Below are 15,790 nucleotides of genomic sequence, written 5' to 3'. Positions count from 1 at the left end.
CATTGACTCTTGCATAGGTTTTACAAGTAAAGTAGAGCAGTTAGCAATCAAAGCTGCTAAGGGGGCTTTAATCGAAGGTAGGCACAGACGATAAAAGCCAGCGATTACACGCTGGCAATAGTCAACTTGGGAAAGGGTTAACGTAGAGTAAAGAGTATGGTTTTATGAGATTTGATTGGTCTTAACTTGTTTTAGCCAGTCGTTAATTGAGAAGGAGCAAAAGAAATCATCCATTTCGGAGTTTTTATCAACATCATCAAAAAGATAAAGTTGAAGTTCCCCATTATTAATTAGATTTCTAAAGTGAGATTTATTGAGAGCAAACACTACGTTTAAGATGTCCTCCTCACTTTCAATCTGACTTAGAAGCGTGCTTGAAAAGGTTGCCATAATAGCAGAGCCATCATTCAGCTTTATATACGAAAGGAGTACAAGCTCCATGGATTGTGCAAAAGTAAGGCATAGATCTAGTGGGGAAGTGATATGTAATTTTCTTCCGTTTAAACGAATGTTATGACTAATGGATAGAGGGCGGTCAATCAAAGAAAGTTGATTATTTGACTGTTCTTGATAGTTCTTCAAATTTTGCATAATAAATCCTTAATAAACTTACCCCAAACTTCGTTTATTGTAGATTTATTAAGTGACACGTGGGGTATTTAACGTGTCTTTTTTTAATTTATAATTTATTTTGATTAAAGTCAATTAACTTCTATAAAAAGTAAAGGTTTATGATTTTAATTATTTAATCATCACAATAGAGTTCTTCGTAGTCGATAAGATGCATGTTTCTATCAATCCGTTTTAAATCTTCAAAAGCAAAAAATTTCTTAGCTAATCGAATGGCGTAATACGGTTCGGTCGTATTTGAAAGTATTAACTCTCTACTATGGGGAACATGGACAAACTCAATACTGCCAAATCTAGTCTTATAAAAGCCCGATTCACCCGTTGTACCGAGAATTAAAACCATCGGAATTTGAGAGATAACGCTCCAGCGTGATAGGGCATCTTCGAAAGAGATGTAACACAGTTCATGCTCACGTAGCGACAGAGCAAGTTTGTCAAAAAAGTCAGGCGGCAATGTTGAACGCAAGTAAACAAATCGTTCTAAATCGATACTCACGATATAATCGTGTTTTGCAATGATCTGCTCAATATCATCATTTCTAAAGATTGAGCAGATCTCTTCACGTTTATAGATGAACTTTTCTTTACGCAGATACTGCATTTCGAAAATCATTTTCATAGATTAAAAGGTAGAGTTACTTAAACCGAAAAGAATGATTACATAATAGCTTGTTTTACATCAAGTGAAGTTTCATAATAATCATGTCGATTGAGTATCGATGGATACGCGTGTGAATTTAACCAAATGTTATACTTTCTATAATTCCCGTTTGTTTTATGATCAACTTCAATGTCAAATCCGAGTTTAGAAAGAAAATTATTTATTGCCCGTGTTTTATAGCCTTCAGAATGTGATTCTGAAGTGATGGGTTTCAACATTGTATTCATCGAACTCAGTTTTTTACAAAGTGCGGAATTAGTATTTAATAACTGGTTGATAACATCATAAGCTTCATAATAACTGGATTTAGGGATAGAATGCTTCTGGTCAATACTTTCAATAGATATGTTTAAAGTGTTAAAAAGAACATTCATCAGATTAAAAAGAGGCTTGTCTGGTGTTTTAGTCTGGCGCCACTCAGTATATTCTTGCAAATGTTCTAATAACGAAGCTTTGTTTCTAGAAAATGAGATTGCGTCGTCAGTCAAATAATCAATTTGAATATGCAACCTTTCTGAAATCACTCTCTTTTCAGCAGCACTTAGTTGCAAGTTGTTTGCTTGGCCTGATTGAATGACTTCATTAGCTTCATCCAGGTCAGTGACATGTTCAGGCGCGTTATAAATCGATTCGTTAACTGAGGCTCTGTATACTTCTACAAGCTGCTTTTGCAGCAGAGATTCATTAGCATCTTGTTTTGCGTAGTATTCTTCAGAGTTAACTCGAAAACCTAACGCTTTCGCGGTGCGCTGTAAAGATACAGGCATATTATGGCGCGTATGCGTCGAGATATGATGGATAACGTGCTGCATGTGTTCGAAAGTAAACGAACTATCGATTGGTTTACCAGAAGAATCTATGTTTTTGTACTCATAGGGGATAACGTTGTCGGTTTGAACACCGTAAGTAATTTCCTTTGCTTGGCGAAACCTTCTCCCTATCTGAATGAGTCCCTTAGGTGTTAGTATACTATGTGATATAACTAAAACCTTATCTGTGTAATTGGTTTCGATACTGACTGCTGAATCGATGTAGGGCGAGTATAAGATTTGCTTGTACAAGAAACTTGAAACGTTTGGGGTAGCTAGATATTTACGTACAGCATCAGTATTACAAGTATCACGTGTAACCACTAGATACCCAGCTTCCAGTGCTTTTTCAGCACAGCCTTTACCTGAAGATTTAAGGCCTATCGAAAACAAATATTGGTACAAAGCTTCTTTCTTATCAAAAGCAATCACCTGATAATCGTTATCTTCGTTCCTGATTGCGTTCAGTATGGTATCTCTATTCACCAGGTTGATGTTGATGTCAGAATATTTTCCGCCCTCGACTTTATAGAGCTGATAATCCTGAATTCCTGTAGACTTAACTAATTCAGAAGTGATGCAGTTAGTGCTGTCAGCATCCATCATGATAACTTGCTTAGCGTAGGTGATGACCGTTTTTAAAGCGTTAAATGATTTTGCTTTCAGTCGTTCATTTTTATAATGATTACCGTCGAGTGACAAGAAGCCTTTTTCGCTCTCATCGAAGATAACTAAATCGCAGCCGAGTACATATTGCAGCATGTTAGGCAGTGAGTTTGTGGTTGAAACGATGATTTGTGCCTCTTCAAGCTTTCTTAATGACTTAGTGTTGTGATTTGCTTCCTTTGCATTGGGTAGCAGTGTTGAGATCTTATAATTTATGTTATTGTTGATTTCGTTTTTATGAGCAATGATAGCAACTCTTAAGTTCGAATCCTTTTTCAGAAGATCACGAAGATAATTATCAATGACATACGTTGTTTTCCCCGTCCCTGTTTCAGCAGAGATAACATTAACTCGGTTTAACGATAAGTCGATGTTGTTTAAACAGGAAACCGTCTTTGCTTCTGAAAAGTTCAGGGACAGAGTGATCGCTTCATTCTCCTTTAGCCTGACGGAGCGTAAACGCTGATTGACCTCATCGTCACTGATCTCAAAGAATGTTGAAGCAAAAGACTTCACAACATCAATAGATGCAGTAGACGTTTGCACAGCTTGTCTGAGCAGCTTGAACGCATGTTCTATCAACTCATCATTGTTGATGTCTAGCTTACATGCCTGAGACGTTAAGTAGACTTCTTGAAATATAGGGTGCATATCGATCAAATCTATCGGGTGGCCTGAGATGCGCAACTCCTTTTTAAATCGGATGGCTGTGGCTATGGCATCGATGATTTCGTGTAAATCAGTCGATGCGTAAATACAGATTGAACTCACACAACGGTTATAGACGTGGTTATTAATGAGTACTTCACTCGGAGATCGTATAGCTATGTCATCACGTGCTTCGGTGTCTTTTATAACATCCTTTTCATTCTTAGTAATGTGAAGTCTAATATTTTTGTTTTTTAAAGGTGTAGCTGTGCTGATATTTTTATAAAAATATTCCATGATTTAATCTCGATTAATTAGTTTTTTAAAATTCTAATTAATAAATAACGACAAGATCAATCTGTTTTTTAATGTTTTTTATAATGCCTATTTATTCTTTACATTTCAATGATTTAATCGTTGCTGGTTTTCTATTATAATTTTAATATTCGATGGTATTTAAATTATAATAGAAAGGTTAAATGAGTCATTACGTTGTTAATAATATTATTTAAATAATATTACTTACATGTATAACAAACTGTTCAGGTTGTAACTTAGAGTATTTAAGTTTAGAAATATGACTTGCTTTGACTTATGATCGTATAACAATGTGTCCATTTCTGTATTGTATATATAATACAGAAATGTAGATGTGGACACTGAGAGCCTGTATTCCTAAACATAAACTCTTAATTGACATTGAATTATGCATGCGGTAGCATGCTAAACTTGCTGGTTGTTCATTTTGAGTAAAAGTTAACCTTTGAATGGCTATCGACCTATGTGTCCACTTCTCAATTGTATATATAATAATAAATGGAGAAGTGGACACTCAAAATTAAGCATTAAATATATATGCCACTTGCGAGGTACTATGCATCAGTAGGTAGACTCGCTCTTTGAGCGAGAGTTTCAATAGATGAGTACGTGATAATAACTCCAGTAAACGAATGGCGATATTCTGTCCGTAAATTGGAAAGGCCATTAAGAAAATTAATGGCGATTCACTAGAGGTTGTCATCCTCAACGATTTCATCGGTTTTAAAGTCTTTCTTAGTCAGTTTTGTACCATTTTCACTATTGTATCTTTCTATTGCTGCCGCCAGTTCACGTGATGCTTTACCTTGGGATCTTTCTTTAAAAACATCTTCTCCTACTTTAAATTTAACGAGTGGTGCTGGTTTTCGCTTCGTTGCGGTAGAAGACTTTGAACCTGTTAAAGTTTTATACTTTTTTTCGAGTTCGTGAGGTATTTCAAAGTCAATTACTTGTAAAGCGTGTATAGCTGCTTCAACAGCCTTCACTTCTTGCTCAGTATTAAGCTCATCGATAACGTGGCTAACTCTATCACGGATTGCTTCTAGCTCACCCAGAGATAGTTCTAAGCCTCGGATATTATTGCGACTATTAAATATTTCTATGGCTGCTTCTTGTTTTTCAGTCAATGTCATTAGTTTTATTCCTATTAGATGTACAACTGCTAATGCTCCAATTTTAAACCAAACTTAAAAAGTGTGGAAGTTTTTAATAATTAAAAAATTATTGTTTGACTTATATTTTTGTTTTTATATTTACAATAGTTTTTAAATGTGGTTTATTAAAAAGGTATTAAACATCTTCTTGATTTAAAGGTGAACAAAATGAATCGTCGTAAATATATATATAAAAACCCAAAACTAAACTTTGTTAAAAGTCGTTTAAATGATGGTTTAAATCCCAGTGTTTATTTAAATCCTTTTGATGATTATTTAATCGAAGATTGCGAGGCATTACTTAAAGCGAACAGTTTAACTGTTGAAGAACAGCAGCATAGAATTAAACCAAACGCATCATTCTCCAATAAAAAATCGGATAACTGTATGTTGTCGAGTCAATACCATACTAAAACGGATAGACTCCAATCAGCGCAAAGCAACCAAACACAGAAAGAATCTCGTGTCCCTGGACTCTATGGTTGCAATCGTTACAAATCAAAACGAAAAGAGCAAGTCAAAGAAAGCGAAATGTTTTGTTTCTTTTAACGTGAATCGGGATAGATATTATGACGAAGCGGCATCAATGTGAACAAATGCCTAAGGAAGTTCAAGTGTACTATACAGATCACTACACAACTGAAGAACAATGGTTTTTGTTTGTCTCTGAAACCGCAACAGAAATGGATCTAGAATTAAGCCATGAACTTAATGAGGTAGGAGAGTTGCTGTGGCAAACTGCTTTTAACATCATTCATTGCCCTTATTGCAGCTTGAAGTTGAAAGAAATAGATAATTATACTCTCCACTTTCATAAGGCTATTAACTATAAATTTACATAGCCACTTTACTTCGAAATTGTCATGCTTTTCAGCATGACTGAAAACCTAATTTTGAGAAGCGGTTAGGCCTTGTTCGAGCTTTATTACCTAGTCGCGACCAAGGTTGGGCAGCGAAATGTTCCACAACTATTCAACGTTTCGAGGATGTCAAGTGTTGAACTGCTTGAGTCTAAAATTGAAAAGCCAGTCACCTTTGATCTTGGAGAGTACAGCTTATCGAACCCCACAAGTTGGCTGATCAGTAGCAATATGGAACAAATCAAATTAAAGGTAAGAGGCTTTGTATACCACTGGCTTATGCACAATGAACTCAGCACGACTCAGCGAATTTCTGCTACTGATAAAGAGTGGACAACAGTAACTCCAGAGTCTCATGTTACCTATGACTTAGTGGGCTGGATTTTACGCTTCTCTACAGATGTAATTACAGTCAAGCCAATAATATTGGTAGATGAAGTCCTATATCGACTCAGTAGTTTGACCGTCCTTTACGAATAAGAAGGTTAATAAATTGAGATATAAAAGCCGTGATTTCAATAAACTCAGCGTAAGGCAGCGGAATCGCTTACGGAAAAAGTTGATTGATTTGGGGCACAGTATGATTTCAGTTGATTATGCTGGTTTTCGTTGGCTTGAGCGCGGTGAAATAATGCAATTTGGTCGAGTAAAGCTAAGGTTTTCGGCTTTGACACCAGATCTAAAGGAAATTGAAAATTTTCTGTGTCCGTTTACGGCAAGAATCATCGTCATCAGGTCTGGAATATAGATGTCATATGAAATATATAGCTTAATTGAAGATGCGTTTTCAGTTATCAATTCCTGTTACTCCCCGACTGGGGTATCGAGGACGAAATTGATGTTCGATGGGTTAATTGGAACCAGAGATAATAGGCTTTTTAGTATGAATATGAGGTAGCGTGATAGTGCAATGGATATAAATAAAAAAACAAATCCAACCAGATTTTTATGCTTACAAAGCAGTATGAAAAATACACAGATAGAAATGCCATAACGTTTGATAAGGAGAGCTAGGGTGCCGATTATATCGGAAATGAAAGTTCCACACTATCTCAATAAACAGGTGACTAAGGTTATTGAGTTACTGGCACTAGACAATTTAGTTATACCTAAATACCAGCGCCCCTATAAATGGACGCAAGCCAATCTCGCGGATTTACTCAATGACTTAAAGGTGTATCGTGATAAGTCTGCCTATCGTTTGGGAGCGGTCGTATTTCACCGACATTACGATGGTGGCAATGACCAAGAGAATGTCGAGCAGCTAGACATCGTCGATGGACAGCAACGTACGCTCACCTTGCTGTTGTTAGTGCAGGCGTTAATAGAAGAGCGGCTGCTAAGCACAAGTGAACAACAAGCGATAAAGCGCAAAGATGTTCGGGATAGCCTACAGAAGCTTAAAGCCCCACTTGCAAGCTTTCTAGCAGGACAACGCTTTAGCAGCGATATTTCGCACCACAATCTGCATCAAAACTTTATGGCGGCGAAAAGAGCGGTCAGCCGCAATGATTTTACTGAAGCGGATATCGATTATTTACTCAACCGCTGTGAAGTGGTTACATTTGTGTTGGATGACGTTTCAGAGGCGTTTCAGTTTTTTGATTCCCAAAACGCCAGAGGGAGAGATCTCGATCCTCATGATTTATTAAAAGCGTTTCACTTGCGCGAGTTCTCTGTTGCAGAAAGCGAACTAAAAGCCCAGTCAGTGAGCCACTGGGAGAGTTTGCAAAGTAAACAACTAGCAAATCTGTTCGCCAATTATTTGTTTCGTATTCGTAATTGGGCGCAAGGCAAACCCGCACAATACTTCGGTAAGTCACAGGTGGGGTTGTTTAAAGGGGTAAACCTTGAGCAAGTTGGCTTGTACCCTTATGTGGAGCCATTAAGAATTTCCCACCATTTTGTGGACGACTATAACGGCCAATACCAAAGACAGATAGATCATCAAAAAATGAGTTTTCCATTTCACCTTGATCAAATGATCATCAACGGTCGCCGTTTTTTTGAAATGACCAGCCACTATCAACGTACCATTAGTGCCATTATCGAGAGTGAGCACAAAGGTGATGATAACCAACCCATTGTCATATTGGGGCATGAACTAGAGCCTTTGCCGAGCAACATTTTACACACTCTAAATAGCTACTCATCGCGAACTCGCACTGGTGATGGCTATGTGCGTACTTTATTTGATTGTGGAGTAATTTTTTATTTAGATAAGTTTGGGGCGAACCAATTATCCCAAGCCATTGAAAAATTGTTTATTTGGGCTTACCGCTGCCGTTTGAAAATGCAGGTGGTGCAGTTGGTAACGATGGATAATCATGCTCTCAAGCACAATATGTTCGAGCGCATCAAGCAAGCGATACAGCCAAGTGATGTTTTAAATTGTCCGCTACCTAGCATTAAACAAAGTGAGGTCAAAGGCACCAAGCTAGCAGAAATCGAAGGGCTGTTTCAGGAGATGAAGTACTATGAATAACAGTCTTGGCGCAAAAGCACATGATGGTATATACAGCTTTAGAGTGAAAGAACTGCTCGCGGATACTAGTCGTTATCTCGTGCCTATGTATCAGCGCAACTATGCTTGGGGTGAAGGAGAAATCAATCAACTTATTCAAGATGTGCACGACTACCAGTTGCATAAGCCTAACCAGCCCTATTATATTGGAACTTTGGTGGTCTTTGAGCGCCCTAATGGTCAGTTTGAAGTGATCGATGGTCAGCAGCGTTTTACGACACTGACTTTGCTCGCGTTTGCGCTCAAGCGTATTGCAGAGGGCAACATTTCAATTGAAAGTAAACGCTCAGCGCCACAATCCATAGAGATGGGTTGGTATGACGTACCCAATCTCGACTTTGAGAGCCGCCAAAAATCTTCTGATACTTTTTCTGCTTTGAAACAAGGTGTTGCATTAGAGAACTTGAAAAATGATGAGTTCAACATTGATGTTGTTGAGGGATACCATCTTCTCGAAAAAGGCTTATTGGCTCTAGGTGATAAACTGGGTGACTTTTGCTCCTACCTTTTTAATCAAGTGGAAATTGCTCGTATTTCTGTACCAAAAGACACCGATTTAAATCACTACTTTGAGGTGATGAATAACCGTGGTGAGCAACTAGAAAAACACGAGGTAGTCAAAGCTCGTTTGATGTCAGTATTTAACGACATTGAAGATAAAAGTGAGCGCGAGCAGAATATTGATGTCCTGGATAAGGTGTGGGATGCAACAGCCAACATGGAGCGCTATATTCAGTACGGCTTTAGTAAGTCAGTTCGCCACGAACTATTTGGTATCAATGATTGGGGGCAGTTTACCCAGAAGAGCTTTGAAGATGTACAAAAAATAATAGTTGATAATGAAGCTCAAAAAGAGAACGAGGAAAAAGTCGCCGTTTCTCTAAGTTTGAGTGATATGTTAGCTAAGCCTCCGTCTTCAAAACACACTACTGAAAAAGAGTTTCCCCCAGAGCGGTTTAATAGTGTCATTAACTTCTCTAACTTCTTGTTACATGTACTTAGGGTTTATACCAAACAAGATGTGGCTTTAGATGACAAGCGCTTACTTGATCAGTTTGAACAATATCTATTGAATAAAGACCTGTTGGACAAGAACGCACGAATCGAAGCAGTAAAAGATTTCGTATTTGCATTGCTGAAGTCTAAATACCTATTTGACCAATACATTATCAAACGTGAATATGCTCAGGGTGAAGATAAGTGGAGCCTTAAGCGCTTACATTTTTACAATGATAAGAGCCAAAGCTACATCAACACCTTTGACAGTAGCGCGAATAATGACTGTGAAGATGGCTTCGAGGGAATTAACCGACGTATTTTAATGCTGTTGAGCGCACTTCACGTGTCTACTCCAACTATGGTCTATAAACACTGGCTCAATGGTGCGCTGTATCAGCTTTACTATATGGACGAAATAAGTCCTGTCGCTTACCTTGAAAGCCTTGAGCGTCTGGCTCGTCAGTTTGTCTTTGGCCGTTTTTTACAGCCAGAAGGCGCAGAGTATTTCGCCATGATTTACCAAGGTGCGGGTTATCAAGCCTTGGATAGTGATGATGAATCGGTGATGGACTTACTAAGATATGGCGAGATTGAGAATAACTTGGTATTCAACTACCTAGATTACCTACTATGGTGCAACGGATTAGAAAGCAGTGCCGATGCTGTTATCAACGAGTTTGAGTTTACTTTCCGAAGTTCAGTCGAGCACTTTTATCCACAGCATCCATTGGATGGCCATAAAAAACTGGATAATAGTGAACTACACCGATTTGGTAACTTATGCCTTATTAGTCACAGTAAAAACTCGAAGTTAAGCAACGTACAACCTTCGGCAAAGCGTGATCACTTTAAAGCAGCCATTAACGCTAAAAACATCGATACATTGAAGCTATACGAAATGATCCAGCACCTAAATAACAGCGGGGAATGGGGTGTGAATCAAATCCTTGAACATGAACAGCAAATGATAGAAGTATTGACGAAAGACTCTAGAACAGGGGCAAACGGATGAGCAGAGTTGGACATAAATAACGTGTGGCGCAACTCGTTTCAATAAATTCTCTGTAGTTCAATTGGATTCTAATTAGTTAGACATTTGAAAGTGCAGAGAAGGTAACCTGTAAATCAAAATGGCTATGTAAGCCGTTCGTTATATCGGTTGGAGCATCCGAAGCACATATTAAACGCACACTGAGAATATTGTGTGCGGAGCGAAGGTAACTGTCAGATAGGTTCTGAATTAGTGCATCTAACCTGATAAAGACGGTTTAGTAAAATAAGCCTAAAAAGTTTTTGTCCAGAACCTTCACAATTGGCACTTCGTAATTCAGAAGTGCCCCAAAGTGAGTTAGAACGAAAATACACCTCATTCTGCTTGTCGGTTTTTTCTACTAAAAATAATGGACAAGCAAAAGATCTGTCCCCCCTGCGCTTTTTTGATGAATGCCTATGAACACACCTTTTTCTATTCAATATATTGATTAACAGGCTTATAGTTGTCGGATTACCATTCTGTTTTGTAAGGAAATTTGCATACATGTCAGTTGAATTAGTTAAAGAGCAAGTTCGAAGGTTCCTTTCCACCGATACTCCCGAAGTACTAGCTATCAAAGGCGATTGGGGGGTCGGTAAGACTTATAGTTGGAAGCAGTACATCGAAGAGTTCAAAATCGAATGCGCTTTAAAATCATACTCCTACGTTTCATTGTTTGGGATTAATTCTATTGCTGAGCTAAAGCAAACTACGTTCTTAAACACTATTGATACAAATCGAATTGGAGAAGCGCCTAACATCAAAGGCTATTCAAAGAAAGTTGCTGACTTGGTGAAGGATACAAAAATTCCCTATGTGAGTAAGTATGTTGGAGGTATTGGCAGTCTTATTGATTCAGTTTCTCAGCTGGCGATGAACAAGACAATAATTTGCTTTGATGATTTAGAGCGTCATAGCAAGGGAATCACTATCAAAGACTTCATGGGGTTAGTTTCTTTCTTCAAGGAGCAAAAAGGTTGCAAGGTTGTCTTGTTGCTTAATGAGGAAGCTGGTGACGATACTTTCAAAGATTACAGGAAGTACAAAGAGAAAATCGTAGATAGACAACTTCACTTCGAACCAACCGCTGAACAGTGCTTCGATATAATGTTTGCTGACGACTTCGAGTTTAGAGATTATGTTCGTGATTGCTGTATTGGATTGAACATCAAAAATAAACGAGTCATCAGAAAGATAGTGGAGCACACAAATGAGTTTTTGGAGCTTGTTGATGGCTTCGATGAAAGCATCAAGAAGCAAGTGATTCACTCCACTATATTGCTCAGTTGGTGTTACTACTGCCATGGTGCTGATGAGGTGCACATTCCAGAGTTTGCGTTTGTAAACCAATCAGGGACTAGAAAGGAAAACGAAGAATCGGGATGGACGAAAGAAATAACCGATCATTGGAATATGACGCTAAATCGATATGGCTACAGATATACCGATGAAATCGACTTGGCTGTTGCTCGTGGTATTGAGCAAGGTTTTCTTGACAAAGAAAAGTTGATTCCTCTTTGTAGACATAAGCAGAAAGATTTAGAAATTCAACATGCTAGTGCTAAATGGGATGAGGCTTGGAAGCTTTTTCATGGCTCATTCGATTCTAACGAAGAAGAGGTTGCTGAAGCAATGGAAGCGGGTATGAGGGATATCGCACGCACAACATCATGCTCACAATATGCCACTGGTTTAGCTTTGCTAAGAACTTTGGGGAAAAATGAGAAAGCTGATGAGCTTATTGAACTCTTCATCGAATCTAGAAAAGATAATCCAGAAGTGTTTAATATTGATAGCATAGATGCAAATCCTTTTGGTATTAAAGATAAGAAGTTCGCAGAAAAGCTAAGGAAGCAGTACCTAGAGTTAAAACCTGAACCAACGGTTATGGATATTCTTGAGTTGAGGAAAGGCTCTAATAGCTATAACTCGTCAGAAGTTGAAGTGCTGAATAAGCTTTCTCAGGAGCAGTTTGTTGAGCTATTCAAAGGATTTAAGGGGGAAGACCTAACATCATATATCAGAGCCTGTATGTTACTATCCTCTGGTAGCCAAGAGCTAGCTGAGAAGATTGGTGGGGCTATAAATGAAATAGGAGAGTCTAGCCCATTGAACGAATATCGAATGGGTAAATTCCGAATTCGATAATTTTTGGAGAGCTATTCGAGCTTTACTACTCCATAATTTAGCTAATCCTGAACTATCTAAATTAGGTATTTCACTGACTCACTTTTGTCCAAAAGTGAGTCCAGCAATTAGGTCATGTGTGTGATCACCAAGCGATTCTGTCGTACCTTAATTACCAAGCGACTTTGTCATTAGATTAACTACCGAGGGAAAATGTCGGGAGTGATTTAGCGTATTTTTTTAAGTAATCAAATAAGCTTTAAGGGGGCTAAGGATGTTCACATGGATTCAAAGTCCCAGCCCACTGTGTAAGGTTCTTGATGGCAAAATCGCTATCGATAGTGCTACTCAATTGCTGCAAAAATCTCGAAGAACCGTTGAGCATTACTTGAGTTTTTATCGCAAAGAAGGTAATCGATTCGCTTTTCATGGTAACAAAGGTCGTGCTCAAACCAATAAGATCCCAGAACCGCTCAAAAAAGACGTGCAAAACTTCTTTCAAATGCAGCGAGCTTGTAACGAACTCGGTATCGAAATTATTTTCTCCAACTTGCCTTAAGTTAAGGGATGTATAGAGCGATCCTTCGATACCTTCCAAGATAGGCTGGTAACAGAACCTCGATTGCTCAAGATCACGGATATGGAAAGTTCGAATCGGTATTTGCAAAAAGAGATCATAAAAACTACTGGGTAAAAAAACGCCATGGTTAAGCCTACAGGTTTGCGTTCGGGCTGTTAGTGCATACCTGATGATTTAGACCTCAATACTATCTATGTGCAAAAAGAGTATCGTAAGATGCGGCGAAACCATACGTTCAGCTTGATAATAAGATGTATGTCATCTATTCACCCGTTCGTTATTCAATCGTCAACCAACAAGTGGAAATCCGTTGTAAGTATGATGGTAAGTTCGCAGCCTATTTTGGTCACCGTCAGCTCGATATAACGGAACTTGTTGAGTCTCCCAAATGCAGTGATTAAGGCAAAGAGGTTGAACGGCGAATAGAAGCATTAGTGCTTGTTGAACAGTTTGGAAGTATAACTAAAGCCGCTCGTATCCTTGGTGGCCCTCGCCACCCACTCTAAACCTAACAGAAAACAATGGCAGAAGGAGCGATGGGGATAAAACGGGTCCATAAGCCTCTCAAACGCAGTAAAAACCGCATACTAGAGCAAGCAGAAGACAAGATTATCGAGCTGACGTTGCAAAATCCCCACCACACTAAAGGAGTCAACTAACTCATTAAGTATACTATGCATTCGGATTGTGCAGAAACCAACGGTTTCTGCTGTAGCAATAAAGTTACAAGGGTAGAGCCAATTATTACCAATTGGAGTGGATTTGAGAAATGCAGTTACTATTATAGTCTACGCGTGTTAATAACTTTACCACTTGAAAAGTTTTTAGATGGTTGATGGTTGAAGAAACTAACTCTTACTCAAATCAAGGCTACATAAGGTAGTTCTTATTTGATTTGAAAGGTTCGTGATGCGAGCGTTACTATGAGTAGGTCGTAGAGGGCATTTATAGCTGATAAATCGTAGGTAATGATTTGAGTATAGACTTAATTTGGGTGAGTTAGTGTCACGAACCTTGTAATGAACATTAATGAGAGTATAGTGCTTCAGTCAATAGGTGATTCTATTTTAAAGTCAACTATAGATATCATCAGAAAAAATTCTAAATGATAAAGGTATTTAAATAGCGAAGTCGTCTAAAGTGGCACCTGAGTCCAGCGCCAATTGTATCACTTTAGGTGTACGTCCTTGTCCAGTCCAAGTCTTTTCAAATCCATTTTCATTGACGTATTTATATTTGGCTGGCAAAGGTTGTCGTTTATTCTTGCTTTTGGCTTGCTGTTGGGAAGATAGGGCAGAAATTACGGCATTAGCATCGAGTCCTTGCTCACGAATCTGTTTAGCAATTTCCTCAAGTTTTTCTTGTTTTTTCTCTAGTTCAATCTTTATCTTGTCTTCTTCTGTACGGCGTTCTTCTACAACCTTTGAAAATTTACTTAGAGCTTCTTCAAGCTGAATTAAAGATAAATCGCGAGAAAATACTCTTAAACTACGGATATTAAGTAGAGTTTTTTCAAATTCTTTTGTCATGATCTCTAGTACCTCATTTTTATATTTTTCTTTAAAACTATATGCAGCTTATCACATGAGTGTTCCTATTCGATAATAATTAATAATAAATTGTGAGTGGAATCATAACAAAGAGTTGGCAATAAGATATATAAATTTATAAAGAAAATATTTTAACTCCCTACAAGAATATTGTAGGGAGATTTTTTTAGAAATTGTATTTAATATTTACACTATAAGTATCTAGTGTTACGGAGTAGTCTTTGTTATTCGCTTTTGATTCTAAATCGAATTGTTCGGCATGATATGCAACATTGAACGAAACTGGACCTAAGAAATCAGGAGTAAACTCTAGCCCAAGACCATAGGTAAAAGTTGCACCAGTATCTTTATCAATGGAATCCTGGTTCTCATCTAAAGAGATATAGCCTACACCTACAGAAACGAAAGGAGATAAGAATTCTGTAATCGGGTAAGATACATTAGCATTAAATGATAATGACTTCGGACTCCATTTATACTCATTTTTGGCAAGGGGAGATTTAAAAGAAATATCACCATGCTTTTGTAGCTTGGTTTCGAAGGAAACATAAGGGTTTAGCTTATACCCTGCATTGATAAAGATAGGTGTACCTTCTGAATCAATAGTCATTGGAATAGGTATATCTTTAGCTATATCAGTATCTATACCGCCTGTGCCTAGGCCAGCACCAATATAGAAGTCACTTTCGTTAGCCGACGCAGATAGTGCAGTAAGTAATGGTACTACCAATAAAATAGACTTTATCTTCATTTTAATTTCCAAGTTTTGATTGATTGAGTTTATTATCTAGTTTTTTTATGATAAAACTTTCCCAGTCCGTAGATGTTATATTAGTTGCAATTGCTCTTTTACAAGAAATTCTAATAAATGATTCATTCTGATTTCCATATAAATTTATAAATACATTCTCTCCCCAACTGAATGCATTTATAGGTGTTTGAGCAAGTATATTTCCGTTAGACTTATCTTCGTAAACAAGTTGAAGATCAGAATTGTTAATTATTTTTATAGTATCAATCCATAGGGTTTCAATACTGACAGAGTACTGATGTGTTTTCTTTTCATTGATCGAGCTTCTAGAGTCCTTAATTGTCGAGCAACCAGTAACAAAAATAATTCCAAGTACAATTAATAATTTAATTGTTTTTATAAACATAAAAACCTATATCTATGATAATTCACTTCATGGTTGTGAATTCTATTGAATTAGATATCAATAGTCACTGAGAA

Annotated in this window: 15 protein-coding genes; 8 read left to right on the top strand and 7 right to left on the bottom strand. The window is 37.7% G+C overall.

The annotated features are described in order from the left end of the window. Nucleotides 1-162 precede the first annotated feature (162 nt). The 4 genes from R7O13_RS03980 to R7O13_RS03965 all read right to left on the bottom strand — a co-directional run bounded on the left by R7O13_RS03980 (nucleotide 163) and on the right by R7O13_RS03965 (nucleotide 4,865). Entirely contained in the window at nucleotides 163-591 is a 429-nt protein-coding gene (locus R7O13_RS03980; protein WP_116921262.1) for a hypothetical protein, read from the bottom strand. A 154-nt stretch (nucleotides 592-745) separates the two neighbouring features. Further along, nucleotides 746-1,249: a hypothetical protein gene (locus R7O13_RS03975; RefSeq protein WP_025536126.1), complete on the bottom strand. Its 504-nt coding sequence runs from the start codon at nucleotides 1,247-1,249 to the stop codon at nucleotides 746-748. A gap of 38 nt (nucleotides 1,250-1,287) precedes the next feature. Then, nucleotides 1,288-3,711 carry a DEAD/DEAH box helicase family protein gene (locus R7O13_RS03970; protein WP_193281398.1) on the bottom strand — a complete coding sequence of 808 codons (2,424 nt, stop codon included), beginning with the start codon at nucleotides 3,709-3,711 and terminating at the stop codon, nucleotides 1,288-1,290. A gap of 710 nt (nucleotides 3,712-4,421) precedes the next feature. Continuing rightward, nucleotides 4,422-4,865, bottom strand: coding sequence for a hypothetical protein (locus tag R7O13_RS03965; RefSeq protein ID WP_116921260.1), 444 nt, complete (start codon nucleotides 4,863-4,865; stop codon nucleotides 4,422-4,424). Nucleotides 4,866-5,054: 189 nt separating this feature from the next. Between R7O13_RS03965 and R7O13_RS03960 the strand changes: the two genes are divergently transcribed. The 8 genes from R7O13_RS03960 to R7O13_RS03925 all read left to right on the top strand — a co-directional run bounded on the left by R7O13_RS03960 (nucleotide 5,055) and on the right by R7O13_RS03925 (nucleotide 13,410). Then, nucleotides 5,055-5,435: a hypothetical protein gene (locus R7O13_RS03960; protein WP_318303051.1), complete on the top strand. Its 381-nt coding sequence runs from the start codon at nucleotides 5,055-5,057 to the stop codon at nucleotides 5,433-5,435. A gap of 20 nt (nucleotides 5,436-5,455) precedes the next feature. Further along, the gene (locus R7O13_RS03955; protein ID WP_025536118.1) at nucleotides 5,456-5,728 is read left to right on the top strand and encodes a hypothetical protein; all 273 of its coding nucleotides are present in this window, start codon (nucleotides 5,456-5,458) and stop codon (nucleotides 5,726-5,728) included. Nucleotides 5,729-5,797: 69 nt separating this feature from the next. Then, nucleotides 5,798-6,226, top strand: coding sequence for a helix-turn-helix transcriptional regulator (locus R7O13_RS03950; protein WP_081248212.1), 429 nt, complete (start codon nucleotides 5,798-5,800; stop codon nucleotides 6,224-6,226). 535 nt (nucleotides 6,227-6,761) lie between these two features. Continuing rightward, nucleotides 6,762-8,231 carry a DUF262 domain-containing protein gene (locus tag R7O13_RS03945; protein WP_318303046.1) on the top strand — a complete coding sequence of 490 codons (1,470 nt, stop codon included), beginning with the start codon at nucleotides 6,762-6,764 and terminating at the stop codon, nucleotides 8,229-8,231. Continuing rightward, nucleotides 8,224-10,281: a DUF262 domain-containing protein gene (locus R7O13_RS03940; protein WP_025536112.1), complete on the top strand. Its 2,058-nt coding sequence runs from the start codon at nucleotides 8,224-8,226 to the stop codon at nucleotides 10,279-10,281. The genes R7O13_RS03945 and R7O13_RS03940 overlap by 8 nt, the downstream gene beginning before the upstream one ends. Before the next feature lie 525 nt (nucleotides 10,282-10,806). Then, nucleotides 10,807-12,450 (top strand): hypothetical protein, encoded by a 1,644-nt coding sequence (locus R7O13_RS03935; RefSeq protein ID WP_140360265.1) that lies wholly within the window; start codon nucleotides 10,807-10,809, stop codon nucleotides 12,448-12,450. Between the two features lie 253 nt (nucleotides 12,451-12,703). After that, nucleotides 12,704-12,988, top strand: a complete 285-nt coding sequence (locus R7O13_RS03930) for a hypothetical protein (RefSeq protein ID WP_025537660.1) — start codon at nucleotides 12,704-12,706, stop codon at nucleotides 12,986-12,988. A gap of 272 nt (nucleotides 12,989-13,260) precedes the next feature. Then, nucleotides 13,261-13,410: a hypothetical protein gene (locus R7O13_RS03925; RefSeq protein WP_242412961.1), complete on the top strand. Its 150-nt coding sequence runs from the start codon at nucleotides 13,261-13,263 to the stop codon at nucleotides 13,408-13,410. Between the two features lie 717 nt (nucleotides 13,411-14,127). Here R7O13_RS03925 and R7O13_RS03920 read toward each other — a convergent pair. The 3 genes from R7O13_RS03920 to R7O13_RS03910 form a co-directional block, all read right to left on the bottom strand. Then, a complete protein-coding gene (locus R7O13_RS03920; protein WP_025510137.1) occupies nucleotides 14,128-14,538 on the bottom strand; it encodes an H-NS family nucleoid-associated regulatory protein in 411 nt (136 codons plus the stop codon). Nucleotides 14,539-14,725: 187 nt separating this feature from the next. Beyond that, a complete protein-coding gene (locus tag R7O13_RS03915; protein ID WP_025510136.1) occupies nucleotides 14,726-15,310 on the bottom strand; it encodes a porin family protein in 585 nt (194 codons plus the stop codon). A 1-nt stretch (nucleotide 15,311) separates the two neighbouring features. Further along, nucleotides 15,312-15,716: a hypothetical protein gene (locus tag R7O13_RS03910; RefSeq protein WP_025537662.1), complete on the bottom strand. Its 405-nt coding sequence runs from the start codon at nucleotides 15,714-15,716 to the stop codon at nucleotides 15,312-15,314. Between the last annotated feature and the right edge of the window lie 74 nt (nucleotides 15,717-15,790).

The organism is Vibrio sp. Y176 (assembly GCF_033438945.1).
The sequence above is the reverse complement of the archived record's forward strand: the minus strand, read 5'-3'. Positions and strand labels throughout refer to the sequence as shown.

What these genes read in the sequence shown, in the direction of transcription:
- R7O13_RS03980 (WP_116921262.1), bottom strand. Translation starts at nt 591, where the DNA reads ATGCAAAATTTGAAGAACTATCAAGAACAGTCAAATAATCAACTTTCT.
- R7O13_RS03975 (WP_025536126.1), bottom strand. Translation starts at nt 1,249, where the DNA reads ATGAAAATGATTTTCGAAATGCAGTATCTGCGTAAAGAAAAGTTCATC.
- R7O13_RS03970 (WP_193281398.1), bottom strand. Translation starts at nt 3,711, where the DNA reads ATGGAATATTTTTATAAAAATATCAGCACAGCTACACCTTTAAAAAAC.
- R7O13_RS03965 (WP_116921260.1), bottom strand. Translation starts at nt 4,865, where the DNA reads ATGACATTGACTGAAAAACAAGAAGCAGCCATAGAAATATTTAATAGT.
- R7O13_RS03960 (WP_318303051.1), top strand. Translation starts at nt 5,055, where the DNA reads ATGAATCGTCGTAAATATATATATAAAAACCCAAAACTAAACTTTGTT.
- R7O13_RS03955 (WP_025536118.1), top strand. Translation starts at nt 5,456, where the DNA reads ATGACGAAGCGGCATCAATGTGAACAAATGCCTAAGGAAGTTCAAGTG.
- R7O13_RS03940 (WP_025536112.1), top strand. Translation starts at nt 8,224, where the DNA reads ATGAATAACAGTCTTGGCGCAAAAGCACATGATGGTATATACAGCTTT.
- R7O13_RS03935 (WP_140360265.1), top strand. Translation starts at nt 10,807, where the DNA reads ATGTCAGTTGAATTAGTTAAAGAGCAAGTTCGAAGGTTCCTTTCCACC.
- R7O13_RS03930 (WP_025537660.1), top strand. Translation starts at nt 12,704, where the DNA reads ATGTTCACATGGATTCAAAGTCCCAGCCCACTGTGTAAGGTTCTTGAT.
- R7O13_RS03925 (WP_242412961.1), top strand. Translation starts at nt 13,261, where the DNA reads ATGTATGTCATCTATTCACCCGTTCGTTATTCAATCGTCAACCAACAA.
- R7O13_RS03920 (WP_025510137.1), bottom strand. Translation starts at nt 14,538, where the DNA reads ATGACAAAAGAATTTGAAAAAACTCTACTTAATATCCGTAGTTTAAGA.
- R7O13_RS03915 (WP_025510136.1), bottom strand. Translation starts at nt 15,310, where the DNA reads ATGAAGATAAAGTCTATTTTATTGGTAGTACCATTACTTACTGCACTA.
- R7O13_RS03910 (WP_025537662.1), bottom strand. Translation starts at nt 15,716, where the DNA reads ATGTTTATAAAAACAATTAAATTATTAATTGTACTTGGAATTATTTTT.